The sequence below is a fragment of the Sporosarcina sp. E16_8 genome (assembly GCF_017347095.1).
Classification (GTDB): Bacteria; Bacillota; Bacilli; order Bacillales_A; family Planococcaceae; genus Sporosarcina.
This window is the reverse complement of the sequence record NZ_JADPRZ010000002.1, coordinates 273,534-287,518: the sequence shown is the minus strand read 5'-3', so window position 1 is coordinate 287,518 and position 13,985 is coordinate 273,534. Positions and strand designations below refer to the sequence as shown.

Sequence of the window (13,985 nt, the reverse complement as noted above, 5' to 3'; positions counted from 1 at the left end):
TTGCTAGAAGTGACTCCATCACTTCTAGCCACATTTTTTCAGTAATCCTGTTGTGAATTGTTGCCTGTCGCGTTCCTAAAATTTTTAAGTGAAACATGTAGTTGTTTTGGAAGAAAAGAATAGATGACTTTCTATAGAGAGTACAAGTACCCGAAGATGCAATTTCGGGTACTATTGCTCGTTGTATAATGTGCTTCTTGCTTACTTTTAACAAAGGGTATGAATCTAATCGTGTGATGCATAATCGAAAGTGACACTTCTTTAAAATAATAAAGAGATAACCATAAAGAAATTTTCAGCCGCCAAAATTGCATCTTTGGCGGCTTTTATCCAGATAAGAAGCACCGCTATTCTTTCGTCCCGAAAAGCATCTGCACTTCGTGTACTTATGCACTTGGAGCAGGGCGGATGAATAACCACCATACGATTACAGAAAAAAGTGTGTAGGAATGCGACTAAGTCACATCCCTACACATCCAGACATCCCGGTAATCGTATAGAAGTCATTCAATCCTAAGCAAACTAAAGCAACTATACAAGTAGTGGCTAAGGTGTGTTCAATTTATTGACTAGTATGTTTGGTAAATCAACAGACGTGTAATTAAATAAAAAGGACAAGAATAGAGTGACTTTCGTGCGCTCATAATTTGATTGGTTAAATTTTATTGCTGATGAAAAACTGAACAATCCAATCCACGTCTATTGGACCGTCAACGACTTCGTAATAGAGCGATGAGTTCTCGATGATTAAGTCCTCATTAACAACAATGCTAAAGTTGTCTCCATTTTTATCTGTTAAGTTAATAATGAACTGGTTGATGTCATCGACCTTATTGATTTTGTTAGGCTTTAATTTCCTAACGTGATAATCTTGAAGGAATTCAAGTAAGCTTTCAATTTCAGAATCATCATCGACATTCCAAATTTTTGGGGCAGCCCCTGAAAGGGAAGGTTCTGAAAAGGTCATTAAACTAAATGGAGATTTTGTGGTGTCAAGAACCGCTAAAACCTCTTTCTTATCGTAGCCCAGGAAAACTTGGATCATTGCATATGTGCCCATGATCATAATCGCAATCAATAATAGTGCCCTTATTTTCATGTTCTATTCCCCCTGTAATTCATTTCTTTAGTATACGCAGATGAAGATCTACGGGATCATGCTTGTACATTAATAATCTATGCAGAATCACACGGGAAAATTTGTAGAAAGGGGGTATAATTAAATGTTTTTGAAAAAAATAACGCTTCTTCATAAAGAAACTCAATCAGAGAAGGAGTATCCATTTTCTATTCCTTCAATACGATCACTAACGGAATTAGATCTAACAAACAGCATTACATTTTTTGTTGGGGAGAATGGTTCAGGGAAATCGACATTGCTTGAGGGGATTGCCGATTTATGCGGGTTTAATGCGGCAGGGGGAGGTAGGAATAATACCTATGAAGTAGATGCGTCTGAAAGTGCATTAAGTGATTATCTACGCTTGTCTTGGATGCCGAAAGTGACGAACGGATTCTTTTTACGGGCTGAATCTTTTTATCATTTTGCTTCTCACGTTGATGAAATGGCGAAAGAACCCTATGGCTCTTACCGTGATTACGGAGGGAAATCACTACATCATCAGTCCCATGGTGAATCATTTCTGTCATTATTCTTAAATCGTTTCAATGGAAAGGCGATTTATTTACTCGATGAGCCGGAAGCCGCATTATCACCGCAAAGGCAGCTGTCGTTTCTACGTATCATGCATGATCTTGTCAGGGAAGAAAATTGCCAGTTCATCATTGCAACACATTCGCCCATAATTTTAGGCTATCCCGATGCGACAATCTTAAGTTTTGATGATGGAGCAATAAAGGAAACTGAATATGAAATGACGGAGCACTATCAGATTACAAAATATTTCCTGGATCATAGAGAAAAGTTTTTGAAAGATATTTTAGAGGATTAATTGATTGTCGGAATGTTATAATGATTGTGTAGGAATGGGGGATGAGTGGGATGACTAAAGAAGTAGTACATGCAATTCAAGACGACTATCCGGATGATTTCGCTTGGTGTTTCGGTTGTGGGCGCTTAAATGAAGACGGTTACCATTTCCGGACGGCGTGGCAAGGGGAAGAGACGGTATCGTATTATGAACCGTCACCGAAGCATATTGCGATTCCAGGATTTGTCTATGGAGGGTTGATTGCATCGTTTGTTGATTGTCATGGGACGGGTTCGGCTGCACTTGCGCTGCACCGGAAAAATGGGAATGAGCCAGGTGGTGGAGAAGAACCTCCGCGCTTTGTCACAGCGTCATTAAACGTGAATTATATGAAACCAACTAAGCAAGGAACGTTGTTAAAAGCAGTTGGGAAAGTGGAAGAAATTCATCCGAAGAAATTTAAGGTATCTGTTGAAGTATTTGCGGATGACATAGTCGTTGCAACAGGGGAAGTCATTGCAGTTGTTATGCCAGCAACATTTGCTGCGAACTAATGGAATAAGGAAATGTAAACAGCTGGTTGCCGCGTGCAGTCAGCTTTTTTAATGAACACTAAAATAACAATTGACATGCAACCATTTGGTTGTATATAGTTATATATGCAACTAAATGGTTTCGCTTATTATACGGGAGGTATTTATATGTCAATTAATGATAATGAACGTTTTGCTGAAGTAAGAAAAAATATACTCATCAACGCTACCATCGAAAAAGTTTGGGGATATGTTGCTACAGCTGAAGGAATAGGTGCTTGGTTTATGCCGAATGATATGCAACCAATTGAAGGAAAAGAGTTTATCCTACAAGCGGGACCGTGGGGCAATTCGGTGTGTAAAGTGACGGAAGTGAATCCACCAAATCGCTTATCTTTCGAGTGGGGAGAGGAATGGCTAATTACGTTTGAGTTGAAAGAAAAAGATGGTCAGACCCAATTAACACTAGTCCACGCGGGATGGAACGAAGAAAATCAGACGGAGTTTGGTGAATCACATGCAGTGGTGCGTTCACGTATGTCTGGCGGATGGGATGGACTTGTACAAAAACTGAAACATGTAGTTGAAGGTTAATGGCTGAAAAATACGATGTTTTTCAAGCAATCGCTGATCCGACTCGGCGCCGATTGCTTGAATTACTCGCTGGTAAAGAATTATCAATTTCAACAATTAGTAGCCATTTCACAATGAGTCGAACTGCTGTAACGAAACATCTGTATGTATTAGAATCAGCTGGACTCGTAGTTGCACGAAAAATAGGCCGCGAAAAGTTATATTGTTTGGAAGCCAAGCCACTACAAAAATTGCGAACATGGCTTACCTTCTATGAACAATTATGGGATAATAAACTCGCCATACTTAAAAATGTTGTTGAAAATAATCACAGCGAAGAATAACTACATTAAGAAGTTCAAGAATCCCACTTTTGATACAGAAAAAATCGTGATTAATTCATCAATCACGATTTTTATTTTCCCGCTATCATAACGTCATATGTCAGTTGCCGTTTCTGCTACCTTCAGGGGTTCCAGCGATTTTGTTTGATCAATAAAAATAAAAGCATCATAGCGATTTCCGATTTGAGACGGTACATAGTTACCGAATTGCTCGTATTCAGGGTTGTAGACGACCCCAATTGCTCGATGGCCAATCCAGCTGGTGAAATAGTGTCGGTTTTCTTCGTTGAAAATGAATAACTTATTAAAAGCGCCTGACTTGTGTAATAAATCTTCCCACGAATGTTGACGAGCGGGAGGGACTTCTATTATTTCGAAAGGGACTCCCCACTCCGCAGCTGCGATAACTGTGCCGCGATGCGTCCCGAATCCTACTGCATAGACATCTTCTTCCTTATTTTGCTCTCGAAGCAATTGACCGACGTTGAGCATTCCGTCCTCCTGCATTGTTGTTGCACGGGCATCTCCAATATGCGTGTTATGTTCCCAAATGATGATTTTCGCATCATCCCCATAATGATTCATTACTTCATTAATCGCCTCAACCATATGTTCATCACGAATATTCCAGGAAAGTGCATTGTCTTTAAGCATGGCGCGGTAATATTCTTCTGCATTTTTTGTAACCAGAGCATTCACTTTTAAATTTAAAGTGGTTTCCTGACCTACTTCATAGTGTTTATTATGAGAACGAATGGACGATAATAAATCACTCACTTCGTCAATGCACACTTGTGAAAAATGTACTGTGGAAATTGCATAATGATCTGGCATGCCGTTGAAAGGTTCAAAGCAGGAAAAAGCTTTTTTAGCGAGGTCAAGATCGGCACCTGCAGGATTGGATTCTGTTAAGTAACGGATAATTTCCTCCATTGATTCCCAAAGGCTATATAGATCAATTCCGTAAAATCCGATTTTTTGATCGGGGATACTTTTTTCGTTGTGCGTTTTCAACCAGTCGATAAACCCCACAATCTCTTCATTAGCCCACATCCATGTCGGCCATCTGCCGAAAGCTTTCAATACTTCCTCAGCATCATCTTTACTTTCACTATATCCTTTTATGTAGCGATTAACCTGTTGAGCAGACGGCCAATCACCTTCGACCGCGATGGCTGAAAACCCTTTCTGTTCAATTAGCATTTTGGACAGCTTAGCGCGAACTGTGTAAAATTCCGACGTCCCATGGCTTGCTTCTCCTAATAAGACGATTTTTGCATCACCTATGGCCTCGATTATTGTTGAAAGATCCGCATCAGATTGAAAAGGGAGTGCATAATTTTTAACGGCTTCCTCAAGCGTGAACTTCAATTGGATAACCCCATTTCCTGCAACGTATTATGGAAGTATACCCAACTATTCGCATCGTACCCTTTGAAAGTTGAACAAAATATTTTGAAATTGTATGACAGATAATTGTGATAATGTATAATTGAACTAATTACATGAATAAGGGGCGATTAAAATGCTAGAGGGAGTTATTATAGTCGGGCTTGTGATGAGTGTACCAATCACTGCAATAATTACGGATCACCAAAGAAGAATCGTCAAGATCAAAGGGGGATTTATGCGCGATGAAATCGAACTGGAAAAACTAAAACAGCAAAACTTCATCATGGAAACTGAAAAGATGAAAATTGAATTGGAAAAAATGAAGCTGGATTATACATCTGGGAAAAATGAAATCATGAAAATATAAAGGAGGGGGAGTGAATGAGTATGAGCGACGATAAATTAAACCCACCATACAACGACCTAATTGGCGATATTTTAAAAGAGTATACCAAAAAAGGTGGCATGGATAATTTGGCGGGCCAAGGGAAACCGTTATCACAAGAGTACTTTTCTGGTGATACGTTCCAGCATTTTCAACTTATCGCAAAAGATGCCGGTTATAAACCACATTGGCTGAAGCTACAGAACGAAATTCGTGATGAAGTACTTGCAATTGCAGCTATTCGAAGGGCTGATAGTACAGCAGAGTTGGAATTGAGAATAGATAAATTAAGCGGGAAAATAATTGAATACAATAAATCTTGTCCACCACCTATGCAGAAAGGACCAGTGTCGCTTAGTAATATTGAAGCTGCAATTGATCGCTGGAAATGAAGTAATAAGAAAAGGGGAGTGACGGTGAATCGTAATTATAAGTTCATTTTTCTCGTTGTTTATTGCATTTTATTGATGTCAGGATGTTCGCAATCTACACAAAAAAATAACGATAAAGAAAAAGATGTAACAAACTCACCGATTACAGAACCTACAAAAAAGGAGGAGATTGTTTTATCAATTGTAGAAAAAATAGTTGACCAAATGACACTGGAAGAAAAAGTCGGACAGTTGCTTATGGTTGGCGTGGAAGGTACGTCGTTTTCTAACGAAATGGATAACCTCATCCGTAATTATCATGTTGGTGGCGTTATTATTATGGGGAAAAATGTATCCACAACACCTAAATTATTGCAACTTATTAATGACATGAAAAAAGCGAATGAACCCAGTAAAAGTCCTTTATTCCTTTCTGTCGATGAAGAAGGAGGACATGTATCCAGACTGCCTGCCGGTATACCAAAATTACCAACAAGTGCGCAAATCGGTAAACTCAATGATGAATCGGTGAGTTATCGAGTTGGCACCTATTTAGCTCGAGTGCTTAACGAATTCGGTTATAATATGAATTTCGCACCTGTATTGGATGTTAATAGTAACCCGAGAAATCCAGTTATCGGGGATCGCTCTTTTGGATCAGATCCCTATCAAGTCGCTAAGCTGGGCATATCGACGATGCATGGAATGGTGGACAATGGCGTTATTCCTGTCGTTAAACATTTTCCAGGACATGGTGATACGGTTATTGATTCGCATAAGGCGTTACCAAGAGTGGAAACAACCTTGGAAACTCTTCGTAGCGTAGAGTTAGTTCCATTTCAAAAGGCCATTGAAGAAGGCGCTGATGCTGTAATGGTCGCTCATATTTTATTCCTAGCACTTGATCCTGATTATCCAGCCTCCATGTCAAAAGCTATCATTACGGGGTTGCTGCGCAACCAAATGCAATTTGGAGGTGTTATCATAACGGATGACCTGACGATGGGAGCAATTGTGAATGACTACACAATCCCTGAAGCAGCTGTACAGTCCTTCGTTGCGGGAAGTGATTTGTTACTTGTAGTCCGCGGTTATGAAGATCAACTAAACACTTTCAATGCGCTCATCAAGGCAATTGAAGCAGGAGACATCACAGAACAGCGGCTAAATGAGAGTGTAAAGCGAATTTTAATGCTGAAAGAGAAATATAGTATATCAGATGAAGTGCATGAAAAAGTTGATGTGGATAAAATCAATGAAATGTACGATAAGCTCCAGCTGAACTAAATGAATCTTCCAGCCCTCTCATTCGTATAATATGATAGAAGAAAAGCTTGGGAGGTTTATTAAATGGAGAATAAAGGATTAAAAGTGTTAGTTCATGCTAGTGCTTTCTTTATGCCGTTTTTGGTACCGTTCATCATTTATCTTGTTATTGATGATTTAGAGGTCAAAAGGATGGCGATTCAAGCAATCTTATTCCAACTGGTAATGGGGGCACTGATTGTTGTTTCTACGATACTTATTATTGTGATTGTCGGTATTCCAATGCTAATTGGATTCGGATTAATGTGGGTGATTGTTCCAATCATAGCAATTGTCAAAGCACTAAATGACGAAAAGTACAATTATCCGATTGTAGGTAGATGGATTTAATTGGGTTATCAATAAAATAAAGGCGTGTTTCGTAGTTATTTCATACGGGACGCGTCATTTTTTTATTCATATTAATGGTTTGCTTTGTATAAGATGGAGTAAGTAAAAAATGAGGAAGGGAGAGAAAAAATGAAAATAAAATTTAATCTTGTCACGCAAATTTTTATAGCATTCGTCTTGGCCATTATTTTAGGAAGTATTTTTGGAAGTTCCATTGATTTCTTGAAGCCGTTTGGGGATCTATTTCTACGGTTAATTAAATTCATCATTGCCCCGCTTATTTTATCGACACTAGTCGTTGGTGTTGCAGGAACATCCGATCCGAAACAGCTGGGGAGAATCGGTATTAAAACGATGTCGTACTATTTAGTTACGACCGCGATTGCAATCGTCATTGGCCTTGCTGTCGCATTTACGGTATCACCTGGTAAAGGACTTACGATTTCGACAGAAGGTTTAACTATTCCAGAATCGGCTACTCAAGAACCACAAAGCGTAATTACAACAATATTGAATATTGTTCCAGAAAATCCGTTTACAGCTTTAGCTGCGGGGAATATACTACAAATCATCTTCTTTGCATTGTTCATCGGTTTAGCTATAACATTTGTTGGGGAAAAAGCTCAACCAGTTTTTCGGTTTTTTGAAGGTTTTGCAGAAGTAATGTATAAAATAACCGGCATGGTCATGAAGGTGGCACCACTCGGTATTCTTGGATTGCTCGCTCCGGTTGTCGGTCAGTATGGATTATCCGTGCTATTGCCACTTGTGAAAGTGATAGCAGCCGTTTTTATTGCCTGCATCCTCCATGCTGCGATTGTTTACTCGACTGCTGTAAAAGTGTGGGGGAAGATGAGCCCCATCAAGTTTTTTAAAGGAATTTCTCCAGCTGCACTCGTCGCGTTCAGTACGGCAAGCAGTGCAGGGACATTACCGGTCACCATTAAAAATACGAATGAAAACCTTGGTGTACCGAATAAAATATCGAGCTTCGTTCTCCCACTAGGTGCAACGATTAATATGGATGGTACGGCTATTTATCAAGGTGTTGCAGTTGTATTCATTGCACAATTTTACAATCTGAATTTGTCATTCACTCAACTTTTAACTATTGTCTTAATCACAATCTTAGCTTCAATAGGAACAGCTGGAGTTCCGGGTGCTGGCATGATCATGTTGGCGATGGTTTTAACCTCTGTCAATATGCCTCTTGAAGGAATTGCACTCATCGCAGGTATTGACCGGATTTTGGATATGATGCGTACAACCTTGAACATTGTAGGGGATGCATCAGCAGCGGTAGTTGTTGCAGGAACTGAAAAGAGCAGAATCGAAGTGGTACCAACTGAATGACGTACCGAAAAAACGCCTTCCGCAAAATAGTGCGGAAGGCGTTTTTTACATTATTCAGTATGCCTCTAGTAGACGATAGGGGAATTAATATGCATAATTTTTGGGTCCTGTCCTTTTCTTGTAGTTGATTATTTTAGCTTGTCGTTTAAAATGCTATCCTCTAGTACGGAAAACTTATCTCCATAAACTTTCATAATATGTAAGTTCCCCCATGCACATAACGAATCTAATATTCCTTCTAAACTTAAACCGTATTCACTCAATTCGTACTCTACTTTCGGTGGAACCTGGTTGTAGGCAATTCTGTTAATAACGCCATCTGCTTCTAGCTCACGTAATTGTTGCGTGAGCATTTTTTGCGTGATGTCAGGCATAAGGCGTTTCAATTCACTCGTTCTTTTTTTACCATGTGTTAAATGGCAAAGAATCACACATTTCCATTTGCCCCCGATGACTTCTAATGTCGCTTCAACGGATATATTATACTTCTTTTTTGTCATGCTTATCCTCCTCACTAATGGGTACCAAAAAGTACCTATATAACTTATTGGTAGCTATAGTACTTTAAAGTGCGTACTTTTCTTTTTAATCCCTTTGACTCATACTAACATTTGAAGGTGAATTGCACTAGGTATTTAATTTTGCTCTCCGCAAATTCAATCATACAACATGGAAAAAGAAAGGATGAAAAAAATGACTTTAGATAAAAGGAGAAGCATGTTTGCATTGCTTGCATTAGCTGTCAGTGCATTTGCTATTGGAACAACAGAATTTATTAGTGTTGGGCTGTTGCCTCTTATTTCTCATGACTTAGATATATCAGTGACAACGGCGGGGCTAACTGTATCCCTGTATGCGTTAGGCGTAATGATAGGCGCACCGGTTTTAACATCACTCACTTCAAGAATGCCACGAAAAAAACTGTTATTATGGATTATGATAGTCTTTATCATAGGAAACGGGATTGCGGCGGGTGCAACAAGCGTTACCGTTTTGCTAGTGGCCCGTGTCATTTCAGCGTTTGCACATGGTGTGTTTATGTCAATTGGATCGACCATTGCTGCTGATTTAGTTCCTGAAAATCGTAGAGCAAGTGCGATTTCAATCATGTTTACAGGACTTACTGTTGCTACGATTACAGGAGTTCCATTTGGGACATTTATTGGACAACAGTTTGGTTGGCGCTTTGCCTTTGTGGCAATCGTAGTCATAGGGATTATAGGGTTTATTGCCAACAGTATCCTTGTTCCATCCGATTTACGTCAAAGTACTCCGACAACGATTCGGGACCAAGTTAAGCTCATAACAAATAGCCGGATATTGCTGGTATTGACTATTACAGCACTAGGGTACGGAGGAACATTTGTCGTATTCACGTACTTATCTCCATTGCTTCAGACGATAACAGGATTTAAACAAGGAACCATCGTAATCATCTTACTTGTTTACGGAATTGCGATTGCACTCGGCAATATGATTGGTGGGAAGCTGTCAAATAAAAATCCGATTGGTTCGCTGTTCTATATGTTTATTGCCCAAGCGACTGTGCTTTTCATATTAACATTCACGGCACCATTTAAAGTCGTGGGTTTGGTGACAATACTTTTCATGGGCTTGTTTGCATTTATGAACGTTTCAGGGCTTCAAGTGTATGTCGTCATGTTAGCCGAACGTTTTGTCCCAAGTGCAGTTGATGTTGCCTCTGCTATGAACATCGCCGCATTTAATGCCGGAATTGCGATGGGTGCGTACGTAGGTGGAGTGGTAACTGATTCGATTGGACTCATTCACACGGCTTGGATTGGGGGGGCAATGGTGCTGATTGCAGCCATATTAACAGGTATCAGTCGGGTGCTGGAAAGAAAAGATCAGCAAAGGATTAACCTATCCTGAAAGGGGGTGTTGGAACTTAGTAATCCGCAACACAAATTTAAATAAAAAATAGGAGGATATAAATTTATGGAAAACTTACAATCGACAACAACGTTGCAAAATGGTGTGAAAATGCCTTGGCTAGGTCTCGGTGTATTTAAAGTTGATGAGGGACAAGAATTAGTAAATGCGGTGAAAACTGCGATTACACATGGCTATCGCAGTGTCGATACAGCTGCTATTTACGGCAATGAAGTTGGCGTAGGACAAGGTGTTCGTGAGGCAGTTGAAGAAACAGGTATTGCGAGAGAAAATCTATTTATCACATCAAAAGTTTGGAATTCAGAGTTGGGCTACGAATCAACAATTGCAGCTTACGAAGAGAGCTTAACGAAACTTGATTTAGATTATTTGGATCTATACCTTATTCACTGGCCAGTAGCAGGGAAATATAAAGAGGCGTGGAGAGCACTAGAAACACTTTATAAAGAAGGACGGGTTAAAGCGATTGGCGTAAGTAATTTTCAAATTCAGCATCTTGCAGATTTGATGAAGGATGCGGAAATTAAACCAATGGTGAATCAAGTAGAATACCATCCACGTTTGACGCAAAAAGAACTGCAAGCATTTTGCCGAAAAAATGATATTCAGTTAGAGGCATGGTCCCCACTTATGCAGGGAGGGTTGCTCGATAACGTAGATCTTCAAGAAATTGCAGATAAATATGGGAAATCCGTTGCCCAAATTATTTTACGATGGGATTTACAAAATGGTGTCATCACAATTCCGAAATCAACGAAAGAACATCGTATAGTTGAAAATGCAACTGTGTTTGATTTTGAATTAACGGCAGATGATATGAAACGCATCGATAGTTTGAATCAGAATCACCGAGTTGGTCCAGACCCTGATAACTTTGACTTTTAACTTAACCAAGACCCTATCTTTACTTTGATAGGGTCTTTTCTTGTATCGATATACAAGGGTAATAACTAGAAGTAATTGACACTTACCTATTAGTAAGTTAGTATCGAGGTATGGAAAATAGAAAATCACAAATTATTGAGCTAGCACTTAGAAATATTCGAGAAAAGGGCTATTTGTCTTTTAGTTATGACGATTTGGCTAAGGAACTTGGTGTAACTAAAGCAAGCATTCATTATCACTTCATAAAGAAAGAAGATTTAGGTCTTGCCGTTTGTACAAAGTTAAAGGAAGGTCTGGAAAAATCTTTTTTGAACATTGAACAAGCTCCAATAAATAGTGATGATAAACCATGGGAGTTTATCTCAAGAAGAGCTAATGAGATTGGAAACAATGAAGTCTGCCCACTATCATCTTTACAAGCTGACTATAACTTTTTACCAATGGCTATGCAAGAGAGTGTACAACAATTGAGTATAATGGAGATAGACTACCTAGCAAAAATTCTTGATGAAATAAAGAAAGAAGGAAAACTTGAAATAACACAAGATACAGGAGCATTTGCCACCCTAATAATATCGAGTATAAAAGGCGCGCTGCAATATAGACGTGTAGTAGGAGAAGATTTGTATTCAATCGTACTTGATCAATTGAAACTACTTGTAAAGGGAAACCATGAAGTTAGGCATAAGTAGTGAAATTACGAATTTATTGGAGGTATTATATGAAACGTCGAGTTGTGGTAACAGGATATGGAGTCGTATCGCCGTTAGGGAATGATGTAGATACGCTTTGGAATCATATTAAAGAAGGTAAATCTGGTATCAAAAAAATTGAGGCTGATGATTTCAAAGAAATTAACACTAGAATTGCCGGGATTGTAAATGACTTTCCCGCAGAAAACTACTTTGATAAAAAAGAATTAGGGAAATATGATTTGTTCGCACAGTATGCTTATGCAGCGGCGAAACAAGCGTTAGATCAATCAGCACTCAATTCGGGTACCGTGAATAAGGAACGAATAGGGGTTTACGTTGGATCTGGAATTGGTGGAATTGACACCGTACTCGAAAATCATAAACATCTATTAGAAAGAGGCGTAAGAAAGGTCTCTCCATTTATGGCACCAATGATGATTAGTAATATGGCGGCAGGTATAATAGCTATTAAATATGGTTTTAAAGGGCCGAGTTTTTCGCCGGTTTCTGCCTGTGCAACAGGTAACCACGCAATAGGTGAAGCGTACTTAAATATTTTACATGGTTATTCCGATGCTATTGTAGCAGGAGGAGCAGAAGCGTCAATAAATCCGTTATCATTTGCCGGCTTCTCAAGAATGAGAGCAATGTCAACTTTAAATGATTCACCTGAAAAAGCGAGCCGGCCTTTCGATCGTGAGCGTGATGGTTTTGTTATGTCAGAGGGAGCTGGGATTTTAGTGCTTGAAGAGTACGAACATGCTGAAAAACGAGGGGCAACGATCCTGGGCGAGATTGTTGGTTACGGTTCAACAACGGATGCCTATCATATTACATCCCCGGATTTTGATGGAGCAGCGAGAGCGATGAAATTGGCTTTAGAAATGGCACGAATTAACCCAACTGACGTTGATTATATTAATGCGCATGGAACAAGTACGCCAGAGGGAGATAAATCAGAAACGAAAGCCATAAAAGCTACATTTGGAGCTCATGCCTACCAATTAAAGGTAAGCTCAACAAAATCGATGACAGGGCACCTATTTGGAGCAGCGGGTGGTATCGAAGCGATTATAACGCTCAAAAGTATATTGGAAGATATTGCACCAGCTACTATTAATTACGAAAATCCAGATGGAGAATGTGATTTAAATTACGTTCCTAATGAAGCAGTGAAAATGAAAATTAACTATGCAATTTCAAATGGCTTTGGTTTTGGTGGACATAATGCAGTACTTGCTTTTAAGAAATTTATTAAGTAACTATAGAAAATTGAACATATGAAAACCAAGCGTGGCATCCCCTAAGCGCCGAAGCAGATTTGAGGGAGATATTTATATCAACCTGTAGTTACTTGTTAAGACGCGTCCAATTGTTGGACGCGACTTAACTTTTATTTTTATTACTAAACAAATGGCACAATAAACGCATTAACATTTATTGTGCTATAGTGAGGAAACTAGACTATCGTATGTATTAATTACCTTCATATTGAATCGTGCGGTAGCGTAGGCTAGAACAATTTAATCAATTTAAGGTAAACGAGGAGTGAAATGTATGAATGGTAAAAGAGTCACACCGATTCTCCGCATATTCGCTGAGAAGAAAGCAAAAGAATTTTACGAGGACTATTTAGGCTTTTCGGTAGATTGGGAGCATCGATTTGAGAACGAATTACCTTTGTATATGCAAGTTTCAAGCGGTAATTGTATTATTCATCTATCAGAGCATCACGGGGATTGTAGTCCTGGAGCGGCAATTCGGATAGAGGTTGAAGATATCGAAAGCTATCATGCAACGCTTCACTCGAAAGCATATAAATTCGCGCGTCCCGGTCTTGAAACAACTCCATGGCAAACAAAGGAGTTGACAGTTATCGATCCATTTAGCAATCGCATTGTTTTCTTTGAGGATGGAAAATGAAAAAATGGGTTATCTTTAGATGAAGATAAC

At 39.2% G+C, this 13,985-nt stretch carries 17 protein-coding genes; 14 read left to right on the top strand and 3 right to left on the bottom strand.

The genetic code is table 11. The features are described 5' to 3' along the window. Positions 1-655: 655 nt before the first annotated feature. Positions 656-1,099, bottom strand: a complete 444-nt coding sequence (locus tag I2484_RS03155) for a hypothetical protein (protein ID WP_207149562.1) — start codon at positions 1,097-1,099, stop codon at positions 656-658. A gap of 124 nt (positions 1,100-1,223) precedes the next feature. Between I2484_RS03155 and I2484_RS03150 the strand changes: the two genes are divergently transcribed. From I2484_RS03150 to I2484_RS03135, 4 genes are all read left to right on the top strand, one after another. Beyond that, entirely contained in the window at positions 1,224-1,952 is a 729-nt protein-coding gene (locus I2484_RS03150) for an AAA family ATPase (RefSeq protein ID WP_207149561.1), read from the top strand. A gap of 50 nt (positions 1,953-2,002) precedes the next feature. Then, positions 2,003-2,485, top strand: a complete 483-nt coding sequence (locus I2484_RS03145; protein ID WP_207149560.1) for a PaaI family thioesterase — start codon at positions 2,003-2,005, stop codon at positions 2,483-2,485. A gap of 147 nt (positions 2,486-2,632) precedes the next feature. Further along, complete coding sequence (locus I2484_RS03140) at positions 2,633-3,058, top strand: SRPBCC family protein (RefSeq protein WP_207149559.1); 426 nt, start codon at positions 2,633-2,635, stop codon at positions 3,056-3,058. After that, positions 3,058-3,381, top strand: a complete 324-nt coding sequence (locus tag I2484_RS03135) for an ArsR/SmtB family transcription factor (RefSeq protein ID WP_207149558.1) — start codon at positions 3,058-3,060, stop codon at positions 3,379-3,381. Before I2484_RS03140 ends, I2484_RS03135 begins: the two co-directional genes overlap by 1 nt. A gap of 93 nt (positions 3,382-3,474) precedes the next feature. Here I2484_RS03135 and I2484_RS03130 read toward each other — a convergent pair whose 3' ends face one another. Continuing rightward, positions 3,475-4,752, bottom strand: a complete 1,278-nt coding sequence (locus I2484_RS03130) for an erythromycin esterase family protein (protein ID WP_207149557.1) — start codon at positions 4,750-4,752, stop codon at positions 3,475-3,477. 154 nt (positions 4,753-4,906) lie between these two features. Between I2484_RS03130 and I2484_RS03125 the strand changes: the two genes are divergently transcribed. The 5 genes from I2484_RS03125 (at position 4,907) to I2484_RS03105 (ending at position 8,538) form a co-directional block, all read left to right on the top strand. Further along, positions 4,907-5,140 carry a hypothetical protein gene (locus I2484_RS03125; protein WP_207149556.1) on the top strand — a complete coding sequence of 78 codons (234 nt, stop codon included), beginning with the start codon at positions 4,907-4,909 and terminating at the stop codon, positions 5,138-5,140. Between the two features lie 14 nt (positions 5,141-5,154). Beyond that, positions 5,155-5,550 (top strand): DnaJ family domain-containing protein, encoded by a 396-nt coding sequence (locus I2484_RS03120; protein WP_255551029.1) that lies wholly within the window; start codon positions 5,155-5,157, stop codon positions 5,548-5,550. 24 nt (positions 5,551-5,574) lie between these two features. Further along, a complete protein-coding gene (gene nagZ, locus I2484_RS03115) occupies positions 5,575-6,816 on the top strand; it encodes a beta-N-acetylhexosaminidase (RefSeq protein WP_207149555.1) in 1,242 nt (413 codons plus the stop codon). 63 nt (positions 6,817-6,879) lie between these two features. Further along, positions 6,880-7,185, top strand: coding sequence for a DUF4870 domain-containing protein (locus I2484_RS03110; RefSeq protein ID WP_207149554.1), 306 nt, complete (start codon positions 6,880-6,882; stop codon positions 7,183-7,185). Between the two features lie 135 nt (positions 7,186-7,320). Continuing rightward, positions 7,321-8,538, top strand: coding sequence for a cation:dicarboxylate symporter family transporter (locus I2484_RS03105; RefSeq protein WP_207149604.1), 1,218 nt, complete (start codon positions 7,321-7,323; stop codon positions 8,536-8,538). A 128-nt stretch (positions 8,539-8,666) separates the two neighbouring features. On the opposite strand, the gene I2484_RS03100 is transcribed toward I2484_RS03105, so the two are convergent. Next, positions 8,667-9,038, bottom strand: a complete 372-nt coding sequence (locus tag I2484_RS03100; RefSeq protein WP_207149553.1) for a winged helix-turn-helix transcriptional regulator — start codon at positions 9,036-9,038, stop codon at positions 8,667-8,669. Between the two features lie 193 nt (positions 9,039-9,231). Here I2484_RS03100 and I2484_RS03095 point away from each other — a divergent pair, with 193 nt between their 5' ends. The 5 genes from I2484_RS03095 to I2484_RS03075 all read left to right on the top strand — a co-directional run bounded on the left by I2484_RS03095 (position 9,232) and on the right by I2484_RS03075 (position 13,955). Continuing rightward, positions 9,232-10,431: an MFS transporter gene (locus I2484_RS03095; RefSeq protein ID WP_207149552.1), complete on the top strand. Its 1,200-nt coding sequence runs from the start codon at positions 9,232-9,234 to the stop codon at positions 10,429-10,431. 66 nt (positions 10,432-10,497) lie between these two features. Then, complete coding sequence (locus tag I2484_RS03090; protein WP_207149551.1) at positions 10,498-11,337, top strand: aldo/keto reductase; 840 nt, start codon at positions 10,498-10,500, stop codon at positions 11,335-11,337. A 110-nt stretch (positions 11,338-11,447) separates the two neighbouring features. Then, positions 11,448-12,029 (top strand): TetR/AcrR family transcriptional regulator, encoded by a 582-nt coding sequence (locus I2484_RS03085; RefSeq protein ID WP_207149550.1) that lies wholly within the window; start codon positions 11,448-11,450, stop codon positions 12,027-12,029. Positions 12,030-12,058: 29 nt separating this feature from the next. Beyond that, entirely contained in the window at positions 12,059-13,294 is a 1,236-nt protein-coding gene (fabF, locus tag I2484_RS03080) for a beta-ketoacyl-ACP synthase II (RefSeq protein ID WP_207149549.1), read from the top strand. Between the two features lie 295 nt (positions 13,295-13,589). Beyond that, positions 13,590-13,955, top strand: coding sequence for a glyoxalase superfamily protein (locus I2484_RS03075; RefSeq protein WP_207149548.1), 366 nt, complete (start codon positions 13,590-13,592; stop codon positions 13,953-13,955). Positions 13,956-13,985: the final 30 nt, after the last annotated feature.